A 20,956-nucleotide genomic window follows, 5' to 3' on the forward strand; every position below is an offset into this window, starting at 1 on the left:
CACGGATGCCGAGGAACGTCGAGATCAAGGCCCGCATCGACAGCGTCGAGGCGCTGTTGCCGCGCGCCGCCGCGCTGGCCGACCACGGCCCGGAGTACATCCGCCAGGACGATACCTTCTTCCGCTGCGCCAACGGGCGGCTCAAGCTGCGCGAGTTCGCGCCGGACCACGGCGAACTGATCTTCTATGCGCGCGCCGACCAGGCCGGCCCGAAAGAGAGCTTCTACATCCTGTCGCCGACGCCGTCGCCCGGCACCCTGCGCGCCGCGCTGGCCGCCGCGCACGGCGAGGGCGGGCGGGTGCGCAAGCTGCGCACGCTGTACCTGGCCGGACGCACGCGCGTGCACCTGGACCGGGTCGAGGCGCTCGGCGATTTCCTCGAGCTGGAAGTGGTGCTGGCCGACGCGGAAAGCGTGGCGGACGGGGTCGCCGAGGCCCACGCCTTGCTGGCCCGCCTGGGCGTTCCCGCGTCGGCCCTGATCGAAGGCGCGTATGTCGACCTGCTGCGCGCGGCTCAGGCCACGCGCGCCGGCACCGGCGCGTAGACCGGCGGGTGGTGGCGGCTGGTGCCGCTGCCGAAGATGCGGCCTTCGCGGATTTCCAGCACGTGGTCGCCCAGCGCCTCGACATCGGCGGGATCGTGCGAGATCACCAGCATCGGCACGTCGAGGCTGGCCTGCAGGGTGCGCAGCTCCGCCCGCATGCGCGCGCGCAGCGCGGGGTCCAGCGCCGAAAACGGTTCATCGAGCAGGACGATGTCGGGCTGCGCCACCAGCGCGCGCGCCAGTGCCACGCGCTGCTTCTGGCCGCCGGAGATCTCGGCCGGATAGTTGCCGGTGATGTCGGCCAGGCCGAAGGCATCGATCCAGCGTTGCGCCTGCGCGGGCACCGCGCCGCGGCGCGGATTGCGCCAGCCGCGCGCAAGGCCGAAGGCGATGTTCTGGCCCACGGTCAGGTGCGGGAACAGCGCATATTCCTGGAACAGGTAGGCCACGCGGCGCTGCTGGGGACGCACGTCGATGCCGGCGTCGGCGTCGAACAGGGTGCGCCCGTTCAGCACGATGCGGCCGCTGTCCGGCGCCAGCAGCCCGGCGATGGCGCGCAGCGTCAGGCTCTTGCCGGCGCCCGAGGGGCCGAACAGCGCAATGCGCCGGCTGGCCGAGTCGAAGTCGATATCCAGCGCGAAGTGGCGGTCGGCCGAGACCATCTGCTTGCGGATGCTGACGTGCATGCTCATGGCGATAGACGGGGCCCGGGCGTTAGCGGACGCGCGGGCGCAAGCGCCGGCGTTCGTAGAGTTCGGCGGGATTGCGCGCGGCCGCCGGCACCAGGCGTGCGGCAATCACCAGCAGCAGCACGCAGGTGACGGAAGTCACCAGCACCAGCAGGTTGGCGGTGTTGTCGTCGCCGGCCTGGACTGCCTCGTAGATGGCCACCGACAGCGTCTGCGTGCGTCCGGGCAGGTTACCGGCGATCATCAGCGTGGCGCCGAATTCGCCCAGCGCGCGCGCAAACGCCAGCAGCACGCCGGCGATGATGCCGCGCGCCGCCAGCGGCAGCGTGACACGGAAAAAGATGCCGGCCTCGGGCACGCCCAGCACGCGCGCGGCATTTTCGAGCTGGTGGTCGACGCCTTCAAAGGCGGCGCGCGCGGACTTCAGCACCAGCGGGAAGGCGACGATGGTCGAGGCCAGCACTGCGCCCTGCCAGGTGAAGACCAGCTCGATGCCCAGGCGCGCCAGCCACTCGCCGAACACGCCGCGGCGTCCCACCAGCACCAGCAGGTAATAGCCCAGCACCGTGGGCGGTAGCACCAGCGGCAGCGTCAGCACCGCATCGACCACGTCGCGCAGCGGCGAGCGCCAGCGCGCCAGCGCCCAGGCCGCGCCGACGCCGAGCACGGCGTTCAGCGCGGTGGCCCAGCCAGCGACCTTCAGCGACAGCAGCAGCGGTACCCAGACGGCATCCATGGCGTGCGCGGCGCGGCCTCAGGGCTTGTGGAAGCCGAAGCGCGACAGGATCGCCTGGCCTTCCGGCGAGGCGACATGGTCGAGGAACTGCGCCGCTGCCTGCGGCTGGCGCGCCTGGCTGGTGATGGCGATGGGGTAGGTCACCGGCGTGCGGCTGGGCACGCGCAGCGCCACTTTGACCTTGTCCGGCATCACGGTGGCGTCGGTGGCAAAGACGAAGCCGGCCTCGACCTCGCCGCGCGCGACGTAGTCCAGGCTCTGGCGCACGTTCTGCGCCGGCACGCCCTTGGCGGCGACCGCGTCCCACAGCCCGGCGGCTTCCAGCGCGCCGCGGGTGTAGCGGCCCACCGGCACCGAGGCCGGGTTGCCGTAGGCGATGCGCCGGACTTCCGGGCGCGTCAGGTCCTGCAGCGAGGCGATCGGCAGCTTGCTGTCGGCCGGCACGATAAGCACCACCTGGTTGGCGGCGAAGTTGCGGCGCGAGGCCGGCGCGATCACCTTTTCGGCCTCGGCCTTGTTCATTGCCTCCTGGTCGGCCGAGGCGAACACATCGGCTGGCGCACCCTTGATGATCTGCTGCATCAGCACGTCGGAGGCGCCAAAGTTCAGTACCACGTGCGTGCCGGGGTGGGCGCGCTGGTAGGACTCGGCCAGCGCCTTGAAGGCGTTGGTCAGGCTGGCTGCGGCGGACACCACCAGGTCGGCGGCGAAGGCGGGCGCCGCGGCTAGCGCCAGCATCGCGGCGGCGGCCAGCAGCAACCCGCGGCGGCGGGCAGGGAAGGCGGGCATCGGCATCCTCGGGAAGCGGCCGCCGGCATGCAGGGCACGCGCGGCAAGGCCGGAGCGGGTGGACTGTCAGGCGCAATATACGTCTGTATATAGCGAGGCGTCAATGATGCGCCAGGACGCGCGTCAGGGGTATTCCAACCGGCATAAGTGCTGTATCAGGGGCCGCGAATGTGCCCCGGGGCGGGAACGGCTGGCGCCTGCGCGGCGCCAGCCCTGCCGGCTTCAGGCCGGCGGCGTGCCTTCCTTGAACATCGATTTCAACTGGCTGCGCAGCTCAGGCGTGTCCTGATGCTGATGCACCGCCACCGCGTGCTGGACCGCGGCCTCGAGCAGTTCGTCTTCGCTGTCGGCGCTCAATGCGACGGTGCAGTGGGTGTCGCTCGGGAACTCGCGGCAATCGATAAACTTGCGTGCCATGATGCCTCCTGACCCCGGCCCGCAGCATGGGCTGGAGCCGGTGCTTCCAGTATAGGCAGGCCGGCCGGCCGCTACAGCACCGGCGTCAGCACCTTGCCGCCGGCCAGGAACGCGTCCAGGTTCTGCAGCGTCAGCGCGGTCATGGCGGCGCGCGTTTCGTGCGTGCCGCTGGCCACGTGCGGCGCCAGCACGACATGGTCCATCGCCATCAGCGCCGGCGGCACGTTGGGCTCGTCCTGGAACACATCGAGGCCCGCGCCGCCCAGCCTGCCTTGCGCCAGCGCCTCGACCAGCGCCGCCTCGTCGACCACGCTGCCGCGCGAGACGTTGACCAGGATGCCGCGCGGGCCGAGCGCATCGAGGACCTCGCGCGAGACCAGCCCCGCGGTCGAGGGCCCGCCGACGGTGGCCACCACCAGGAAGTCCGCCCACGTTGCCAGCGCCTTCAGGTCTGCTTCGAAGCGCCACGGCGCGCCCTCGCGCTGGCGGCGGTTGTGGTAGGCGATCTCCATGTCGAAGCCCTGCGCGCGCCGCGCCACGATCTCGCCGATGCGACCCAGCCCGACGATGCCGAGCTTCTTGCCGCAGACGCGCGTGGTCAGCGGGAAGCCGCCCTGCGGCCAGCGCCCGGCGCGCACGAAGCGGTCGCCATGGGCGATGCCGCGTGCCGCGTCCAGCAGCAGCCCGAAGGCGAGGTCGGCGACGCAGTCGTTGAGCACGTCGGGGGTGTTGCTGACCTGGATGCCGCGCGCGCGGGCCGCGTCCAGCGCGATCGCGTCGTAGCCCACGCCGAAGCTGACGATCGCTTCCAGGCGCGGCAGCGCATCGATCAGCGCGGCACTGCAGCCGTGGCGCGCCGAGGTCACCACCACGCGCACCTGCTGCCCCTCGCCGCGCGCCCAGGCCAGCGCATCGGCCTGCTGCCACAGCGCCGCGGCGCCGTACTGTTGTTGCAGGGTGGCATTGGTCTGCGGCGCGAGCGGGCCGACCTGGAGGATCTGGGGAGCGGGCATGGGAATGAGGGGTCGAGGCGTGAGCGGCAATGTTAGCGCAAGGGCTGGCGCCGCGCCGGCACGCGGCCCGGCGCGTGCGCGCAAGCTGTGCGATGTTCGGGCAGCGGTCACGCACCACCGGCGCGGGCCGCGGGTTATGCTGCCATCCTCGCGGCCTGGCGCCGCGCCCCGCTGCTTCTACGCGCCATGACTACCATCTACCTCGCCGGCTTTGACGTGTTTCGCAAGGACGCGCGCGCCTGGGGCGAGCACCTCAAGGCGCTGTGCGCGGCGCATGGCTTCACCGGCCTGTATCCGCTCGACCAGTCCGCGCCCGCAGGCCGCTCCGGACCCGATACCGCGCGCTGGATCTATGACGCAAACCTCGCGCTGCTGCGCCGTGCCGACCTGGTGATGGCCAACCTGGATGACTTCCGCGGCCCCGGCGAAGCGGATTCCGGCACGGCGTTCGAAGTCGGCTTTGCGGTAGCGCTGGGCAAGCCGGTGTGGGCCTACAGCGCCGATGCCGGCACGCTGCGCGAGCGCGTCACGGCAGCCACCGATGCCGACGGCACGCCGCTGGATGCGCGCGGCTTCACCGTCGAGGACTTCGGGCTGGGCAAGAACCTGATGCTGGCGTGCTCGGTGCGGATGGTGCAGGGCGGGGCTGCCGAATGCCTGGCGGCAATGGCCGCCGCCCGGCGCGACGCCTAGCGCCGCAGCGACTGCACGCCGGCCGCGATATCGTTGGCGGTACTGGCGACGATCTCGCGATACGCCGCCACCACGCCGTCGATCGCGCCGGGCGCCGGCAGCTCGGCCTGGGTCCTGCCGCTGACAACCTTGCCGTCGGGCAGCCGCCGCACGGTCCAGTTGATGGTGGCGCCGGCACGCTGGCCCACGTCGGCGTCCAGGCGCAGCACTTCGGTGGTGATGCGGTACAGCGGCTGCACGTCGGACAGCCCCTGCTGGTAGGTGTCGACCGCCCCCAGCGTGGCCTGCAGGCGCTGCGACAGCGCATCGCGCAGCTCGTCCGGCAGCGGCGAGGACCAGCGCGACAGGTCCAGCAGGCGCACCCCGGCATCGCCGCCGCTACCGTCCTGGCCATCGCGCACCACCAGCTGCGGACGGTTGAGGCGCTCGGGCACGCGCACCGGCGCGACTTCTAGCCACAGCGGGTCGGCTGACGGCGCCGCTGCCGGCGCCGGCGCGGCAACCGCCGTCGGCCCCTGCGCCAGCGTGTAGTAGCGCGGCTCGGGCGAGGCGCAGCCTGCCAGCACCGCCGCGGCGGCACCGGCGCAGAGCAGGGTGAGCGGAAGGCGCTTCATCATTCTTTCTCCGGCTTGCCGCGCAACAGCGCTTCAGGGTGGCGTTCAAGGTAGTCGGTCAGCGTGCGCAGCGACGTGGCGGTGCGCTTCAGTTCCTGCAGCATGCGGCGCTTGTCCTGTTGCAGCGGCGCATCCGACGCCAGCGTGCCGTTGGCCGCGGTCAGGGTCTTGCGCGCGTCCTGCAGCGCGGCCAGCACCTGCGGCGCGACATCGCCGTTGAGCTGCTGCACCAGCTTGTCGGCGGTGGCCAGGGTCTTGTTCAGGCTGGCCACGGTGGTGCGCAGGTCCTGGCCGATCTGGTCGAACGGCACCTTGTCGATGCGGTTGACGATGTCGCCCACCTGCGCCTGCAACTGGTCGAACGCGCCCGGCGTGGTGGCGAACTCAGGAATCGGCGCGTCCAGGTCGACCTTGGCCGGCGCCGCCTTGGGGAAGAAGTCGAGCGCCACGTAGAGCTGGCCGGTGAGCAGGTTGCCGGTACGCAGCTGCGCGCGCATGCCACGCTGCAGCAGGCCCTGGATGATCTTGCGCGCGCGTTCGCGGTCCTCGATGTCGCGCTCGCGGAAGCCCATGCGCGACGGATACAGCTCGACCACCACCGGCATGCGGAAGGCGCGCTTCTCGCGCTGGAACTCGATGCCGATCGAACGCACCTGGCCCACCACTACGCCGCGGAAGTCCACCGGCGCGCCCGGCGACAGGCCACGCACGGACTGGTCGAAATTGAGCACCGCCAGCGTCGGCGCCAGCTCTTCGGGCTCCTTCATCGCCTCGGTCTGGTCGGCGGCGAGCAGGAACTGGGTGTTCTCGGCCGCGGCGTCGGTGGCGGTGGTGTGGTCGGGCGCCTGGAACGCGACGCCGCCCAGCAGCACCGTCACCAGTGATTGCGTCGACAGCTTGAGCCCGCCGGCATCGAGCTTCAGGTCGACCCCGCTGGCATGCCAGAAGCGCGTGTCGGCGGTGACCAGCTTGTCATAGGGCTTGTTGACGAACACCCGCAGCGTGATGTCGCGCCCGTTGGGGTCGAGCTGGTAGGCCACTACCTGGCCGACCAGCACGCGCCGGTAGTAGACCGGCGAGCCGATATCGAGCGAGCCCAGCTCGGACGCGCGCAGCACGAACTGCTTGCCGGACGCGTCGGTGGTGACCACCGGCGGCACTTCCAGGCCCTTGAAGTCGCGCGCGGATTCGTTCGACTTGCCCGCGTCGACGCCGATATAGGCGCCGGACAGCAGCGTCTCCAGCCCCGACACGCCGCTCGCGGCGAAGCGCGGGCGCACCACCCAGAAGCGGGTGTCGGCCACGGCGAAGTTCTCGGCGTCCTTGGTCAGGTCGATCGACGCCACCACGTGCGAGCGGTCGCGCGCCAGGCGCACCGACTTGACCAGGCCGATGTCGACGTCCTTGTAGCGCACCGCGGTCTTGCCGGGGATGAGGCCTTCGGCGGTGCGGAAGGTGACGTTGATCTCGGGCCCGCGCGACGCCAGCGTGTGCAGCAGCAGCGAGATCCCGACCACCGCGGCGACGATCGGGATCAGCCATACCAGCGAGGGCAGCCAGCGCGCGCGGCGGCGGCGTTCGGGCCGCGGCAGGCCGGACGGGGGCGGGGCTGGCGGGGACTGTGGGGACGGCGGCATGGCGCCCGCCGGCGCCGGGGCTTGGTGGTCAGTGTCGGGCATTGTCAGGTTCCAGCGAATCCCACAGCAGGCGCGGATCGAAGCTGAGCGAGGCCAGCATGGTCAGCACCACGACCGCGCCGAAGGCGAGCGCGCCGCCGCCGGGGATGATGGTGGCCAGCGCCCCCGCCCGCACCAGCGAGGCCAGCAGCGCCACCACGAAAATATCGAGCATCGACCAGCGGCCGATCACCTCCACCAGGCCGTACAGCCGGGTCTGCTGCCGGATCCGCCAGCTCGAGCGGAAATGCACCGACAGCAGCAGGAAGGTCAGGATCACCATCTTCAGCAGCGGCACCACAATGCTGGCGATCAGCACCAGCACGGCCAGCATGTGCGAACCGGACAGCCACAGGTAGATTACGCCCGACAGGATGGTGTCCTGCTGCGTGCCGAGGATGGACTGCGTCACCATCACCGGCAGCATGTTGGCAGGAATATAGAGGATGTAGGCGGCCAGCAGGAAGGCCCAGGTGCGCGCCAGGCTGTCGGGCTTGCGATGGTGCAGGGTGGCGCCGCAGCGCGGGCAGGGCGAGCCTTCCAGCGTGCGCGGGCTGACCAGGTCGCACGCGTGGCAAGACACCAGGCCCAGCCGGCCGGCGGTGGGCACCTGCGGCAGCGGGGTGTTCTCGTCGTCGTCGGTCAGTTCCGCCACCACCTCGCGCGCGAGCTGGCGCGGACGGGCCAGGCGGCCGGCGGGCGGCGGTCGCTGCGGTTGCGTCATCGGCGCTCCCCGTCCGCCGCCGCGGCCTTGTCATCGGGTGTTTCCAGGTGGCGCCACAGGTCGCGCGGATCGAACGACAGCATCGCCGCCAGCACGATCACCAGCGCCGCGAACGACCACAGCGCGATGCCCGGCAGCACGCGCGCCATGGTCGAGAGCTTCACCAGCGTCACCAGCACGCCGATCATGAAGACCTCGATCATGCCCCACGGCCGGGTCTGGCGGATGCCGCGCACGATGCGGTCGAAGCCGGCCGGCATGCGGTGCTGCGCCATCGGCACCAGCAGGTAAGCCATCATCAGCAGCTCGGACAGCGGGAACAGGATGGTGGTGGCGAACACCAGCGCCGCCACCAGCGCCATCTGGTCCCCATACAGCGCCTGCACCGCGCCCAGCAGCGTGGTCTGCGTGCGCACCCCTTTCAGGTCCATCTCGACGATGGGGTAGGCGTTGGAGATCAGGAACAGGATCAGCGCGGTGAGCACCAGCGGCAGCAGCCGGTGGTAGTGCCGCCGGCTCTCGCGGTACAACTGGCCGCCGCAGCGCAGGCACAGCGCGCGCTCGCCGGGCGCGATCGGCGTGCGCTCGTAGACGGCGTCGCAGTATTCGCAGGCTACCAGCCGGTGCAGCGTGGCCGGCGAGGTGTCGGGCAGCGTGGTGTCCGGCGGGGCCGGGGGAACGTCGTGTACCGCCATCAGCCGGGTCGCTTGCCGGAACCTGCCGGCGGCACATCGGGGTTGTCGACCACGGCCGGCGCCGGCGCCGGTGCCGATGCCGGTGCGGATGCCAGCGCCGCGCCTTGCTGCAGGTCGCGCTGCAGCTCGCCCTGCGAGCCGATGGTCCAGTCGCGCAACAGGGCATAGGCCACCGCCAGCAGCGTCGGGCCGATGAACACGCCCAGGAAGCCGAACGCCAGCGCGCCGCCGAGCACGCCCAGCATGATCCAGATCAGCGGCATGCCGGTGCCCTTGCTGATCAGCAGCGGCTTGACGATGTTGTCCGCCATGCTGACCACGCCCACGCCCCACACCACCAGGAAGATGGCCCAGCCGGTGGCGCCGGTGTGGTACAGCCACAGCGCGGCCGGCAGCCACACCAGCGGCGGCCCGACCGGCACCACCGACAGGAAGAAGGTTACGAAACCGAGGATGGCGGCGCCCGGCACGCCCGCGATCCACAGGCCGATGCCGGCCAGCACGGCCTGGATGAAGGCGGTGCCGAGCACGCCGTAGACCACGCCCTTGACGGTGCTGCCAGCGAGTTCCAGCAGGTGGTCGGCGCGCTCGCCGGCGATGCGGCGCATGCCGGCGCGCAGCCAGGCAATGGCGAACTCGCCGCCGGTGTAGAAGAAGAAGGCCAGGATGATCGACAGCGCCAGCTGCCCCAGGCCCGCCCCGATCGACAGCCCCGCACCCAGCAGCAGGTGCCCGACCGGCGCGATCAGCTTGCGCAGGTTGGCGACCATCTCGGAATCGGCATTGATGATGCTGTCCCAGGAGTTTTGCAGGTAGCTGCCGACAAAGGGCAGGCTGCTCAGCCACAGCGGCAACTGCGGCACCCCCTGCTCCATATAGCGGTCGACCAGCGCGGCGAGGTCATCCAGGTGCGCGGAGAAGCTGGCGCCGGCATAGACGAACGGACCCAGCACGATCACTGTCGCCAGCAGCACGCAGATGAGCGCGGCCAGGCCGCGCCGGTTGCCGAGCCAGCGCGACAGCACGGTGTAGGGGTGCCAGGAACTGAATGCCAGGATCGCCCCCCACAGCAGCGCCGTGGTGAACGGCGCCAGCACCAGCAGCGAGCCGCCGATCAGCACGATCAGCGCGAATACGGCGGCGATTTTTTCGATCAACTGACCGGAACTCATGGTTGGGGTCTCCGTTTGTCCCCTGGGGGTTGGGTGTGACGGGGACGGCGTAAATATAGCTTAAGGGGGAAGGTGGGTTGTGAAACGGGGATCTGGGGCGGATTTGTGGTGCTTGGCGGGCGCGGCTGTTTGGCTGGCGTGGGGGGCTTTCTTGATCGATGTTGGTTTTTTTGGGGGGCGTTTTTTGTGACATGTTTTTGCTTTTGAACCGCAGGGTTCCGCCCTGCTGGGCGGGTCACTTTTTGTCCGAGCGGCAAAAAGTAACCAAAAAGCGCGTTTACTGCCCTGCGGGCGGCATGTCTTATCGTAGTGGGCGCTGGGTTTTCGTACGGGGCTGGGCTTCCTCACATAGCGGGGCAGCCTGCCGCGGGGGTGCACCACGGTGGCAAGGGCGTTGAAGGGGTGTTTGAACGAGCCCAGAGCGCGGAGTGGCGGCCTGCTGCTGGCCTTACCGTAGGAACGCCTACGGCTGCGCTGCGCGCGGTCAGTATCGTAGATCTGGGGACGCAACACCGGAGGCATCGCTGCGCTCGCTTGGCCCCCGAACGCGCTCAGGGTCGCCGCCCGGTTTTCTCGCCTCTCCCGCCTGCGGGAGGGGGCTGGGGTGAGGGCGGGCGCCTCAACGAAGTCTGGCTTTCCACAGCAAAAATGCGGCGGCCCGGGCCGGGCCGGGACCTGTCAGCGCCAAGCGAGCGCAGCGACGCGTTCCGGGCCAGAGCCATTGCCCTACGATACTGCCTGCGCAGCAGCCGAAGGCGTTCCTGCGACAAGGCCAGCAGCAGGCGGCCACTCCGCGCTCTGGGCTCGTTCAACCACCATTCCAACGCCCCACCCACCGTAGTGCACCCCTGCGGCAGGCAGTCCCGCCATGCGAGGAAGCCCAGCCCCGTACGAAAACCCCCAGGCACACTACGATAAGACATGCCGCCCGCAGGGCAGTAAACGCGCTTTTTGGTTACTTTTTGTCGCTCGGACAAAAAGTGACCCGCCCAGGAGGGCGGAACCAGGCGGTTCAAAAGCCAACAGCATGTCACCAAAAGCAACGACCCACCCCAAAAAACCATCGAACAAGAAATCAAAACCCAAAACGCCAAAAACCCACCCCTACCCAATCCTCAATCTGGCACTGCCATTACCCCACTCTTCAGCAGCGCCGCCACCAGGTCCGATTGCGTCACCATCCCCACCACCCGCCGCTGATCATCGATCACCGGCGCATGATGCAGCCCGCCATCGGAAAACGCCTGCGCCAGCTCGACCATCGGCTGGTCGGGCCGCGCGGTCACGACGGCCCGCGTCATCAGGTTGCGCACCGTGCCGGCCAGCCGCCGCGCCCCGGTATCGCGCTGCGCCGCAAAGAAGTCGCTCTGCGTGATGATGCCCACCAGCTTGCGCGTTGCATCGACCACCGGCAGGGCCTTGATGCGATGCCGCGACAGCAGGTGCCCGGCCTCGTTCGCCGGCTGGTCGGGCGTCACCGTGATCACATCGCGCGACATGATCTCCCCGCACAGCACATTGCCGAAATGACGGCGGTAGGCGCGCAGTTGCGCCGCGACCAGGATCTGCTCGAGGTCGTCTTCCTCGATATCCAGGAATTCGCCGCGCACCTTCAGCGCGGCATCGAGGTCGGCGCGGGTCACGCCCACGCGCTGGGAAGGCGGGACGTCCCTGGTGCCGTGCTGGACCGCTGGCTCGGGCGGACGATGCGGGTAGCGCCGGCGCGACAGGTTGTTGAAGGCCAGCGCCATCATCAGCAGCAGCATCGAGTTGAACAGCACCGGCACCGCCACGAAGCCGAAGCCGAGCGCACTGACCGCCGGCCCGCCGAAGACCGCGGTGATCGCCACCGCGCCGCTGGGCGGATGCACGCAATGGAACTGGAACATCAGGGCGATGGCGACCGACACCGCGACCGCGGCGGCCAGCCCCGGGTCCGGGATCCAGCGCGCACAGGCCACGCCGATCACCGCGGCGATCAGGTTGCCGCCGATGATCGACCATGGCTGTGCCAGTGGCGAAGACGGCACCGCGAACAGCAGCACCGCCGAGGCGCCCATCGGCGCGACAAACCAGGGATTGAAGCCGCCCAGGGTCTGGTGGCTGATCCATTCGGTGCAGAGCAGTCCAAGCAGGGCGCCGAAGCAACTCTTGAGACGCTCCTTGCGGCTGGCCGGCACCGGCAGCGGCACGAATGTGCGCAGCCAGGCACGGGCGTTGTGCGCCAGGGCGGAGACGGGGGCGGTTGGCATTCTTGTGACGGGGGGCGCTTTGGAATGGTGCGCGTAATATATCACGGGGTGATATATTTGGCCGCCTTTGGTGCAGCGCATCCCGGTAATGGGGCGTGTCGCACCGCACAAGAGCATAGAACAGCAAGGAGCCCCAAGATGTCGTCTGCCATGCCGGTCGAAAAACGCGACTATGCCGTCAACCGCCGCCTGCTGCTGCTGTCGGTGATCGCGCTGGGGATCGGCGCGCTCAGCACCGTGGCGGCGGATGTGCTGGTGAACCTGATCCGGTTTTTCACCAACCTGTTTTTCTACCAGACGCTGTCGCTGGCGGAGCGCTCGCCGGCGCACCATGCGCTCGGCGCGTGGGTGATCGCGGTGCCGGTGGTGGGCGGCCTGGTGGTCGGCCTGATGGCCCGCTACGGCAGCGACAAGATCCGCGGCCACGGCATTCCCGAGGCGATCGAGGCGGTGCTGTTCGGCAAGAGCAGGATGTCGCCGCGGGTGGCGGTGCTCAAGCCGCTGTCGTCGGGCATCGTGATCGGCAGCGGCGGGCCGTTCGGCGCCGAAGGGCCGATCATCATGACCGGGGGCTCGCTGGCGTCGCTGCTGGCCCAGTACCTGCACCTGACCGCGGGCGAGCGCAAGGCGCTGCTGGTGGCGGGCGCGTGCGCCGGCATGACCGCGATCTTCGGCACCCCGGTGGCGGCGGTGCTGCTGGCGGTGGAGCTGCTGCTGTTCGAGCTGCGCCCGCGCAGCCTGCTGCCGGTGGCATTGGCATGCGCGGTGGCGGGCTTCCTGCGCCCGCTGCTGTTCGAGGCCGGACCGCTGTTTCCGCTGCAGACCGCGGCGGCGGGCACGCCGGCGCTGTTGTCGTGCATGCTGGCCGGGCTGCTGTGCGGCGTGCTGGGCGCGGGACTGACACTGGCGCTGTACCGCACCGAAGATGCGTTCGCGCGCCTGCCTCTGCACTGGATGTGGTGGCCGGCGCTGGGCGGGCTGGTGGTCGGCATCGGCGGGTATTTCGAGCCGCGCGTGCTGGGGGTGGGCTATGACGTGATCGGCGACCTGCTCAACAACCGCATCGCCATCGGGATCGCGCTCGCGCTGCTGGCGGTCAAGGCCGTGATCTGGATCGCGGCGCTGGGCTCGGGCACCTCGGGCGGCGTGCTGGCGCCATTGCTGATGCTGGGCGCGGGCCTGGGCGTGGTGCTGGCGCCATGGCTGCCGGGCGGTTCGCCGCAGCTGTGGGCGCTGGTATGCATGGCCGGGGTGCTGGGCAGCGTGCTGGGCGCGCCGCTGACCGCCGTCGTGTTCGCCTTCGGACTCACCCACGACACCCAGGCGCTGCTGCCGCTGCTGCTGACCACCGCGGTGGCATACGGCTTCTCGGTGCTGGCGATGAAGCGCTCGATCATGACCGAGAAAATCGCCCGGCGCGGCCTGCATATCTACCGCGAATACAGTGTCGATCCGCTCGAGCGCGCCCATGTGGACGAACTGATGACACGCGCGGTGGTGGCGATCGACGCCGACCTGCCGGTCGCGGATGCCATGGCGCGCTATTTCGGCGAACACGCCGCGCATCGCGCCTACCCGGTGGTGGCCGGCGGGCGCGTGCTGGGCATGCTGGAACGTGCCGCCATACGGGGCCTGGCCGCGGGCGAGGTGCCGCCCGCCATGCGTTGCCGCGACCTGCTCGGCGCGCCCGCGCACGTGCTGCTGCCGGGCCAGACCGCGCGCGCCGCCGCGGGCAGCATGGCGGCGCTGAGCGTGGCGCGCCTGCCGGTGGTGGAAAGCGTGGAAACCATGCGCCTGGCCGGCATCGTGTCGCTGCGCGACCTGCTGCGCCCCAGCGGCAGCGTGTTCCACGAAGAGTCGCGGCGCGAGCGCCTGCGCGGCCGCGCCGCGGCCTGAGCGCCGCCTACTTGTAGGTCGACAGCAGGATGCTGGTCTCGGTGGCGCTGATGCCGTCGATCAGCCGGATCCGGTCGAGCGCGCGGTCGAAGGCCTCGAGCGTCTCGGCGCGCAGCTCGGCGATGATGTCCCAGCGGCCGTTGGTGGTGTGCAGCGCCTGCACGCTGGGCTCGCCGCGCAGCGCCTGCAGCACGGCGCGGGTCTTGTTGCCGTCGACGGCGACCGTCATCCAGGCGCGGATGCGGTGCGCCTCGGCCTCGGGCCGCAGGCGCACGGTGTAGCCGACGATCACCCCTTCCTGTTCCAGTTTGTCGATGCGGTTCTGCACGGTCGCGCGCGACACGCGCAACGCCTGCGCCAGTGCCGTCACCGGCGTGCGCGCGTTGTCGCGCAGGAGGGCAATCAGCTGCTGGTCGGTGGCATCCATGGGGGCGGGCACGTCAAGGTTGGCAAAGCGCCAGCGGTACCTGGCGATTTGAATAATGGTAGGCGCAAACTGCGCAGTTTGCTGGCTTTTGGCTAACGCGCGCTTGCACCAGAATTCAATTGACCGATGGCATTCCCTGCCGGGATCGCCTCGCCCACCATGCCAACCAGGAGCCGCCCCGTGATCCAGACCCCGACCATCCTGCTAGTCGAGCCGACCTTCTACGACGTGTCGTACAGCATCAATCCGTGGATGGACCCGGCCGCGTGGGCACGCGATCCGCACGGCATGCACCGCAATGCGATGCAGTCGTTCCACGCGCTGCGCGACGCGCTCGGCCGCGCGGGCTTCGCGGTGGAGCTGGCGCCCGGCGCGCCGGGTCTGCCCGACATGGTGTTCCCGGCCAATGCCGCCGTGGTGCTTGACGGGCGCGCGTTGCTGGCCCGCTTCCGCTATCCGCAGCGCCGCGGCGAGGAAGGGCCGTTCGCCGACATCTTCGGCAAGCTGCGCGAGCGGGGCCTGCTCGACGAAGTCGCGCTGCTGCCGGAAGGCTGCTACCAGGAAGGCGCCGGCGATTGCATCTGGGACGCGGGGCGCGGGCACTTCTGGGCCGGCTTTGGCCCGCGTTCGTCGCACCAGGCGGCGCTGGCGGTGTCGGGCTATTTCGGCAAGGACGTGGTGGCCCTGGAGCTGGCCACCGAGCAGAGCTACCACCTCGACGTGTGCTTCTGCCCGCTGTCGGGCGGCGAGGTGCTGTACTACCCGCCGGCATTCAGCGCAGCGGCGCTGCGCGAGCTGCGCGCGCGCGTGCCGGCGCGGCTGCGCATCGAAGCCAGCGCCGACGACCTGCGCCACTTCAGCGTCAATGCCGTCAACCTGAACGACCAGGTGGTGATGACCCGCACCACGCCGCATCTGCGCACGGAACTGGGACGGCGCGGCTACCAGTTGCATGAGGTCGACCTGTCGCCGTTCATGCTGTCGGGCGGCGGCGCCTATTGCATGACCCTGCGGCTGGACCGCAGCAGCGGACGCGGCGTCGCCGCGGCGGCCGCCTGAGGCACGGCAGCAACCGCGAGGGAGAGGGTCATGAAGAACACCGTCCGATCATTGTTTCTCGACGCGGCCGAGGTCGCCCGGCTGGTGGCGGCGATCGGCCCGCAGGCCGCCATTGTCGATCTCGCCGCGCAGGTGCGCCAGGCCTTTGCGCGCTGGGCTGATTTCGACAAGTCCGCGCGGCTGGCCAGCCATTCGGCGCGCGGGGTGATCGAGCTGATGCCGGTCAGCGACGGTAGCCAGTACGCGTTCAAGTACGTCAACGGCCATCCGCGCAATGCCCAGCACGGCATGCCCACGGTGATGGCGTGCGGCCTGCTGGCCGAGGTGGAAACCGGCTTCCCGCTGATGCTGGCGGACCTGACGCTGGCCACCGCGCTGCGCACCGCGGCCACCTCTGCGCTGGCGGCGCGCGCCATGGCGCGGCCGGGCGCGGCCACCATGGCGCTGATCGGCAACGGCGCGCAGGCGGAATTCCAGGTGCTGGCCTTCCACGCCATGCTGGGCGTGCGCGAGATCGCCGCCTACGACATCGATCCCGCCGCCAGCGCGCGGCTGATGCGCAATCTTGCCGCCGTGCCCGGCCTGGCGATCCGGCGCGCCGATTCGGTCGAGGCCGCGCTGGCCGGCGCCGATATCGTCTCGACCGTCACCGCCGACAAGACCCGCGCCACCATCCTCACGCCGGAGCTGGTGCGGCCCGGCATGCACCTGAACGCGGTCGGCGGCGACTGCCCCGGCAAGACCGAGCTGCATGCCGATATCCTGCGCCGCGCGCGCATCGTGGTGGAGTACGAACCGCAGACCCGCATCGAGGGCGAGATCCAGCAGCTGCCTGCCGACGCGCCCGTGACCGAGCTGTGGCAAGTGCTGGCAGGCCAAGCGCCGGGCCGCGCCGCGGCGGACGAGGTGACCGTGTTCGATTCGGTGGGGTTTGCGCTGGAAGACTACGCCGCGCTGCGCTGGCTCTACGCCGCGGCGCAGGCGCATCGTGCCGGCACCGCGGTGGAACTGGTGGCGATGCCGCCCGATCCGCGCAACCTGTACGGCTGGATGCTGGCGCAGGCGGACGGCGGCGGTGCCGCGCGGTCATTGCCACGGCCTGCGGCCGTGGCCTGAAGCTTCAGGTGGCGCGGCCCATCATCAGCTGCGCGCGCAGGAAGCCCTTGACCTCTTCGAGCGAGGGTGTCTTCAGGAACACCATGATGCCCCAGTGCTGCAGGGCATCGGCCACGCCATCATAGGCCTGGCGGTTGGTGATGACGGCGAAGATCACGTGCTGGCTGGCAAAGAAGTTCTGCAGCTTCTCGACGGTGGCCGACTCGGCATCGTTGAGCTCATCGACGTAGTAGAGCACCACGCGCGGATGCTCGCTGACCGAGGTGATGACGGTGTCGAGCACATCGTCCACCACCACGCTCTTGAGCGGCAGGCCCCATTTGCCAAGCTGGCTGTGGATGCGCTGCGCTTCCTGGTGATTGGGGTGGAACACCACCAGGTCGAGCCCGTGCGGCGACGCCGACTCGGGCCCGATGCGCGTCGCCAGCAGGCGATGCACGGTTTCCTTGTGGATGCGCCGGTGGCCGCCGTTGGTCTTCCAGGCCCCCAGTTCGCCGCGCTCGACCATCTTCTGGACCGTACCCAGTGAGACGTTGAGCAGTTTTGCCGCTGTACGCGTGCTGTAGTAAGGCTTTTCAGCCAGTGCCGGATCAAGTTTCATCCCATCACCCGTAGTCCATAGGCAGTCGCGCCGTCCTGGCGCACGCGGCCCCTGGCACTGGCGCCGCGTGGTTGTCACTGCCAACAGTTGACTGACCCTGTGTGCCCGGCCCGCTCCCCCGCTGGCCAGGCTGCTTTTTGTGGTTGTTTTGATCTTTTACGCATTTCCAGCAGCGCAGCGCGATCCCAATGTATTGGATGTCTCGATGCTGGATTTGCTGGAAGCTAATAATATGCCGCAAACGACAAAGTATCTGTAGGAAAAAACATAAATCTGCGAGGCTTTTGTTTCTTAACGCACATTGAGTGCATTGTGATGACAACAAGGTCGTCAGTGCAGACCCGCCAGCGTCGTCATGGTTCCCATGACTGCAATGTCTGCAGCGGGTGCTGAATTCAGCGGATGCTTCACAGCTTCACAATCCGTACTTGCGCACCTTGTCGAACAGCGTGGTCTTGGCCACGCCCAGCGCTTCGCTGGCGCGGCTGAGGTTGCCGTCGTGGCGGCGCATGGCGTCGGCAATCAGCGCGCGCTCGAACTGCTCGACGGCCTGCGCGAGCGGCATGGCCTCGGGTGCGGCGGTGCCCTGGCCGGGATTGCAGCCAAGCCCCAGCACATGGCGCTCGGCCAGGTTGCGCAGTTCGCGCACATTGCCCGGCCACGGGTAGGCCACCAGCGCCGACAGTTCCGCCGGCGTCGCCGGCACCGCGTCGCGCCCGAAGCGCAACGCGGCCTGCGCGACGAAATGTTCAAACAATGCCGGCACGTCCTCGCGCCGCTCGCGCAGTGGCGGCAGCTCCAGCGTGATCACGTTGAGGCGGTAGTACAGGTCGGCGCGGAACTGGCCGGCATCGGACAGCGCGCGCAGGTCGGCCTTGGTGGCGGCCACCACGCGGGTGTTGACCGGCACCGGCTGGTTCGAGCCCAGGCGTTCCACCACGCGCTCCTGCAGCACCCGCAGCAGCTTGATCTGCAGCGGCATCGGCATGCTCTCGATCTCGTCGAGAAACAGCGTGCCGCCTTCGGCATGCTCGACCTTGCCGATGCGGCGGCGCGCGGCACCGGTGAAGGAGCCGGCCTCGTGGCCGAAGATCTCGCTCTCGAACAGCTGCTCGGGCAGGCCGCCGCAGTTGATCGCGACGAAGTTGCGCGCATGGCGCTGGCTGGCCTCGTGCAGGCAGCGCGCGACCAGTTCCTTGCCGGTGCCGGTTTCGCCGTGGATCAGCACATTGGCGTCGGTGCCGGCCAGGTCGGCGATCAGGCGCCGCAGTCGCTCTACCGCGGGCGAATGGCCGATCAGCCGGGTTTCGAGCTTGTCGCGGCCGGCCAGCCGTTCTCGCAGTTCTGATATTTCCAGCGCGAGCCGGCGCTGCTCCAGCGCGCGGCGCGTGGCATCGACCAGCTGCTCGGGCGAGAACGGCTTTTCCAGGAAGTCATAGGCGCCTTGCTTCATCGCCTGCACCGCCAGCCCGACGTCGCCGTGGCCGGTGATCATGAGCACCGGCAGGGCGGGGTCGCGCGCGCGCAATTGCGCCAGCAGCGCCATGCCGTCCTGGCCGGGCAGGCGGATGTCGCTGACCACCACGCCGGCATAGCCCGGGCCGGCCTCGCGCAGCGCGGCCTCGGCGCTGCCCACGCCGCGCGTGGCGATGCCCTCGAGGCGCAATGCCTGCTCGCAGCCCAGGCGCACGTCGGCATCGTCTTCGACGACCAGTACGGTCAGATCAGCCGGCATGTTCGGCATCCTGTGAATGGGATTCCAGCGCCAGCGGCAGCACCAGCGTGAAGCAGGCGCCGCCGTCCGGATGGTTGGTGGCGGACAGGCTGCCGCCGTTCTCGTTGAGGATGCCGGCCGACAGCGTCAGCCCCAGCCCCAGTCCCTGGCCCGCCGGCTTGGTCGTGAAGAACGGCTCGAACAGCCGCGCGAAGGCTTCCTCGGACAGGCCGGAGCCGTTGTCGCGCACGGTCAGGTGGACCATGCCGCCGGCCACGTGCGCGTGCAGCGCGATGCGCGGGCCGGGCTTGCCGGCCACCGCGTCGAGCGCGTTGCCGAGCAGGTTGACCAGCACCTGTTCCAGCCGGTTGGGGTCGCACACCACCGCCAGCGCCGGGTCGACATCGCGCTGCAGCGCCGGCTGCACCGCGTCGACGCGGGTCTGCAGCAGGAACAGCGCGTTGTCCACCGCCTCGGCCAGCCTGGCCTGGCGCCTGCCGTTGCCGGGCTTGCGCGCGAACGACTTGAGCGCGCCGGTGATGCGGCCCATGCGCTCGACCAGGCCGATGATGGTGTCGAGGTTGGCGCGCACCGTGGCGTAGTCGCCGCGCTCGAGGAACTTGCCGGTATTGCCCGAGATCGTGCGCAGGGCCGCCAGCGGCTGGTTCAGCTCGTGCGCGATGCCGGTCGACATCTGCCCGACCGCGGCCAGCTTGCCGGCCTGCAGCAGCCCGTCCTGGGCCCGGCGCAGCACGGTCTCGGCGCGGATGCGCTCGGTGACCTCGGCCTGCAGGCGCTGGTTCGAGGTGGACAGGTCGGCGGTGCGCTCCGCCACCTTGCGCTCGAGTTCGCTGTTGGCCGCCTCCAGCGCCGCGCGCGCCGCCAGGCGTTCGTTGATGATGCGCCGGCGCACGTTCCAGGCCGCGCCCAGCAGCAGCACGAAGGCGGCCAGCACGCCCGCCAGCGCGGCGGTGTTGAGCGCGGCCACGCGCGCCTGCGAGGTGTTGGTCAGCAGCGTCAGCTGCCAGTCGGTGCCGGGCAGCGCCGCATGCTGGGCCAGCATCGGCGGGCCGCGGCGCAGCCGCACCAGCTCGTCGCTGCTGGTGTTGCCGGCACTGCCGCTGCCGTTGCCATTGTCCAGCTTGCGCACCAGCGTCAGCGGCAACTGCGGCAGCGGCGCGCGGTTGTACTGCAGGCTGCGCGCCAGGCGCTCGCGCGCCTCGGCCGACAGCGGGCGCAGCGCGGCCAGTTTCCACGATGGATCCGAGGCCAGGATCACCACGCCGTTCTCGTCGCTCAGCAGCATCTGGCTGTCGGCGCCCTGCCAGCGGTTTTCCAGCGGTTCCAGGCCGATCTTGACCACCGCCACCCCGACCGGGTTGTCGCGCTCGCCCAGCGGCGCCGACAGGTAGTAGCCGGATTCGCTGCGCGTGGTGCCGACGCCGTAGAAACGGCCCAGCTGGCCCTCCATGGCCGAGCGGAAATACGGGCGGAAGCTCAGGTCTTCGCCGAGGTAGCTGTCCGGGCGCTGCCAGTTGCTGGTGGCCAGGACCTTGCCGTGCGCGTCCAGCACATAGATCACGCGCGTGCCGGCGCGGGTATTGAGCGCGCTCAGGTACTCGTTGGCGCGCGCGGTGCGGGCGGCGTCGTCCGGACGCAGCATCAGCGCGGCGATGCGCTCGTCCAGCGACAGCAGGCCGGGCACGTAGTCGTAGTGCGCCAGTTCGCTTTCCAGCGCCTGCGTGTACAGCCGCAGCTGGACCTGGCCGCGTTCGGCCTGGCGCGCCAGCGCGGTGTCGTAGGTGTAGCGGTAGCCGAGCGCGCCCGCCAGTCCGACCAGCGCGGCCAGCGCCAGCAGCGCCAGCAGCGGCGCGGCGCCGCGCAGGCCGTGGGGCAGGCGCGAGCCGTTGGCCGCGGCAGGGGCAGCAGAAGCCGCCGCAGCTGCGGGGCTGGCGGCGGTGGCGCTAGGGGTATCGCCGGGAGGGTGTAGCGGGCCGGTCATCAGGTGTTGGGCGAGGCAGGTGGCATAGCCGCCGCGCCGGCAATGGCTGCAGCCGGGCGCGGGAGCCTACTTTTACCACACCAACGGGGGGTACCGGCCGCCGCAATGCAAAAAGGCCCGGTTGCC

General features: G+C 69.9%; 20 protein-coding genes. 5 read left to right on the forward strand and 15 right to left on the reverse strand.

What is annotated here, in order from left to right:
• The first annotated feature begins 5 nt into the window (after positions 1-5).
• Complete coding sequence (locus CBM2586_RS03045; RefSeq protein WP_115662889.1) at positions 6-545, forward strand: class IV adenylate cyclase; 540 nt, start codon at positions 6-8, stop codon at positions 543-545.
• On the opposite strand, the gene CBM2586_RS03050 is transcribed toward CBM2586_RS03045, so the two are convergent.
• The 5 genes from CBM2586_RS03050 to CBM2586_RS03070 form a co-directional block, all read right to left on the reverse strand.
• Positions 515-1,237 carry an ATP-binding cassette domain-containing protein gene (locus CBM2586_RS03050; protein WP_115662888.1) on the reverse strand — a complete coding sequence of 241 codons (723 nt, stop codon included), beginning with the start codon at positions 1,235-1,237 and terminating at the stop codon, positions 515-517. The two genes, CBM2586_RS03045 and CBM2586_RS03050, sit on opposite strands and share 31 nt — an antisense overlap.
• A gap of 22 nt (positions 1,238-1,259) precedes the next feature.
• Positions 1,260-1,970: a molybdate ABC transporter permease subunit gene (modB, locus tag CBM2586_RS03055; RefSeq protein ID WP_115686780.1), complete on the reverse strand. Its 711-nt coding sequence runs from the start codon at positions 1,968-1,970 to the stop codon at positions 1,260-1,262.
• An 18-nt stretch (positions 1,971-1,988) separates the two neighbouring features.
• Positions 1,989-2,759, reverse strand: coding sequence for a molybdate ABC transporter substrate-binding protein (gene modA / locus CBM2586_RS03060; RefSeq protein WP_115662886.1), 771 nt, complete (start codon positions 2,757-2,759; stop codon positions 1,989-1,991).
• A 222-nt stretch (positions 2,760-2,981) separates the two neighbouring features.
• On the reverse strand, positions 2,982-3,176 hold the full coding sequence (locus tag CBM2586_RS03065) for a DUF1059 domain-containing protein (protein ID WP_115686781.1): 195 nt from the start codon (positions 3,174-3,176) through the stop codon (positions 2,982-2,984).
• Positions 3,177-3,247: 71 nt separating this feature from the next.
• Positions 3,248-4,189 (reverse strand): 2-hydroxyacid dehydrogenase, encoded by a 942-nt coding sequence (locus CBM2586_RS03070; RefSeq protein ID WP_115686782.1) that lies wholly within the window; start codon positions 4,187-4,189, stop codon positions 3,248-3,250.
• A gap of 186 nt (positions 4,190-4,375) precedes the next feature.
• Between CBM2586_RS03070 and CBM2586_RS03075 the strand changes: the two genes are divergently transcribed.
• The gene (locus CBM2586_RS03075; protein ID WP_115662883.1) at positions 4,376-4,882 is read left to right on the forward strand and encodes a nucleoside 2-deoxyribosyltransferase; all 507 of its coding nucleotides are present in this window, start codon (positions 4,376-4,378) and stop codon (positions 4,880-4,882) included.
• Here the strand turns inward: CBM2586_RS03075 and CBM2586_RS03080 are convergent.
• From CBM2586_RS03080 to CBM2586_RS03105, 6 genes are all read right to left on the reverse strand, one after another.
• Positions 4,879-5,499, reverse strand: coding sequence for a PqiC family protein (locus tag CBM2586_RS03080; RefSeq protein ID WP_115662882.1), 621 nt, complete (start codon positions 5,497-5,499; stop codon positions 4,879-4,881). The genes CBM2586_RS03075 and CBM2586_RS03080 overlap by 4 nt on opposite strands.
• Positions 5,496-7,175: an intermembrane transport protein PqiB gene (locus CBM2586_RS03085; protein ID WP_115686783.1), complete on the reverse strand. Its 1,680-nt coding sequence runs from the start codon at positions 7,173-7,175 to the stop codon at positions 5,496-5,498. Before CBM2586_RS03085 ends, CBM2586_RS03080 begins: the two co-directional genes overlap by 4 nt.
• Entirely contained in the window at positions 7,162-7,896 is a 735-nt protein-coding gene (locus tag CBM2586_RS03090) for a paraquat-inducible protein A (RefSeq protein WP_115686784.1), read from the reverse strand. The genes CBM2586_RS03085 and CBM2586_RS03090 overlap by 14 nt, the downstream gene beginning before the upstream one ends.
• On the reverse strand, positions 7,893-8,591 hold the full coding sequence (locus CBM2586_RS03095) for a paraquat-inducible protein A (protein WP_115662879.1): 699 nt from the start codon (positions 8,589-8,591) through the stop codon (positions 7,893-7,895). The genes CBM2586_RS03090 and CBM2586_RS03095 overlap by 4 nt, the downstream gene beginning before the upstream one ends.
• Entirely contained in the window at positions 8,591-9,763 is a 1,173-nt protein-coding gene (locus CBM2586_RS03100) for an AI-2E family transporter (protein ID WP_115686785.1), read from the reverse strand. Before CBM2586_RS03100 ends, CBM2586_RS03095 begins: the two co-directional genes overlap by 1 nt.
• A gap of 1,115 nt (positions 9,764-10,878) precedes the next feature.
• Positions 10,879-12,015, reverse strand: coding sequence for an HPP family protein (locus CBM2586_RS03105; protein ID WP_115662875.1), 1,137 nt, complete (start codon positions 12,013-12,015; stop codon positions 10,879-10,881).
• A gap of 138 nt (positions 12,016-12,153) precedes the next feature.
• Here CBM2586_RS03105 and CBM2586_RS03110 point away from each other — a divergent pair, with 138 nt between their 5' ends.
• On the forward strand, positions 12,154-13,911 hold the full coding sequence (locus CBM2586_RS03110) for a chloride channel protein (protein ID WP_115662874.1): 1,758 nt from the start codon (positions 12,154-12,156) through the stop codon (positions 13,909-13,911).
• A 7-nt stretch (positions 13,912-13,918) separates the two neighbouring features.
• Here the strand turns inward: CBM2586_RS03110 and CBM2586_RS03115 are convergent, their stop codons facing one another.
• On the reverse strand, positions 13,919-14,338 hold the full coding sequence (locus tag CBM2586_RS03115) for an Lrp/AsnC family transcriptional regulator (RefSeq protein ID WP_115662873.1): 420 nt from the start codon (positions 14,336-14,338) through the stop codon (positions 13,919-13,921).
• Between the two features lie 180 nt (positions 14,339-14,518).
• Here CBM2586_RS03115 and CBM2586_RS03120 point away from each other — a divergent pair, with 180 nt between their 5' ends.
• On the forward strand, positions 14,519-15,397 hold the full coding sequence (locus tag CBM2586_RS03120; RefSeq protein WP_115686786.1) for a dimethylarginine dimethylaminohydrolase family protein: 879 nt from the start codon (positions 14,519-14,521) through the stop codon (positions 15,395-15,397).
• A 30-nt stretch (positions 15,398-15,427) separates the two neighbouring features.
• The gene (locus CBM2586_RS03125) at positions 15,428-16,513 is read left to right on the forward strand and encodes an ornithine cyclodeaminase (RefSeq protein WP_115662871.1); all 1,086 of its coding nucleotides are present in this window, start codon (positions 15,428-15,430) and stop codon (positions 16,511-16,513) included.
• A 4-nt stretch (positions 16,514-16,517) separates the two neighbouring features.
• On the opposite strand, the gene CBM2586_RS03130 is transcribed toward CBM2586_RS03125, so the two are convergent.
• The 3 genes from CBM2586_RS03130 to CBM2586_RS03140 all read right to left on the reverse strand — a co-directional run bounded on the left by CBM2586_RS03130 (position 16,518) and on the right by CBM2586_RS03140 (position 20,830).
• Positions 16,518-17,114, reverse strand: coding sequence for a helix-turn-helix domain-containing protein (locus CBM2586_RS03130; RefSeq protein ID WP_115662870.1), 597 nt, complete (start codon positions 17,112-17,114; stop codon positions 16,518-16,520).
• 415 nt (positions 17,115-17,529) lie between these two features.
• Positions 17,530-18,849, reverse strand: a complete 1,320-nt coding sequence (locus CBM2586_RS03135; RefSeq protein ID WP_115662869.1) for a sigma-54-dependent transcriptional regulator — start codon at positions 18,847-18,849, stop codon at positions 17,530-17,532.
• Positions 18,839-20,830, reverse strand: coding sequence for a sensor histidine kinase (locus tag CBM2586_RS03140; protein ID WP_115662868.1), 1,992 nt, complete (start codon positions 20,828-20,830; stop codon positions 18,839-18,841). Before CBM2586_RS03140 ends, CBM2586_RS03135 begins: the two co-directional genes overlap by 11 nt.
• Positions 20,831-20,956 lie beyond the last annotated feature (126 nt).

Origin of the sequence: Cupriavidus taiwanensis (assembly GCF_900250115.1) — a bacterium.
In the GTDB taxonomy this organism is placed as follows: domain Bacteria; phylum Pseudomonadota; class Gammaproteobacteria; order Burkholderiales; family Burkholderiaceae; genus Cupriavidus; species Cupriavidus taiwanensis_B.